This is a genomic window from Actinoplanes awajinensis subsp. mycoplanecinus (assembly GCF_001509495.1).
In the GTDB taxonomy this organism is placed as follows: Bacteria; Actinomycetota; Actinomycetes; order Mycobacteriales; family Micromonosporaceae; genus Actinoplanes; species Actinoplanes palleronii.
This window is the reverse complement of sequence record NZ_LLZH01000151.1, coordinates 1-461: the sequence shown is the minus strand read 5'-3', so window position 1 is coordinate 461 and position 461 is coordinate 1. Positions and strand designations below refer to the sequence as shown.

Genomic DNA, 461 nt, shown 5'->3' with positions numbered 1-461 from the left:
CGATGACGTGTTAGAAACAAGGTATCGCGCATTGACCCCGTAGTCGAGACCGCAGGAGGTGGGACCATGTTGATGCGCAGCGAACCCTTCACCGAGGTCAACCGGCTCGCCCAGCAGCTGTTCGGAGCCACACCCACCGGGACCTGGTCCCGGCCGACCGCGATGCCGGTCGACGCGATCCGCAACGGCGACGAGTTCGTGATCGCCCTCGACCTGCCCGGCGTCGACCCCGACGCCATCGACATCGACGTGGAACGCAACGTGCTGACCGTACGCGCCGAGCGCCGCCCGATCGACCTCGGCGAACACGCCACCGTCCAACTCACCGAACGCCCACTCGGCGTGTTCTCCCGCCAACTGTTCCTCGGCGACGCCCTCGACACCGACCGCATCGACGCCGCCTACGACAACGGCGTACTGGTCCTGCGCATCCCGATCGCCGAGAAGGCCAAGCCCCGCAA

Annotated in this window: 1 protein-coding gene; it reads left to right on the top strand. The window is 67.0% G+C overall.

Going from position 1 to position 461, the window contains the following annotated elements:
* Window positions 1–66 precede the first annotated feature (66 nt).
* Window positions 67–461: Hsp20/alpha crystallin family protein (locus ADL15_RS18195; RefSeq protein ID WP_067692149.1), on the top strand; the 395-nt coding region annotated here is incomplete at its 3' end.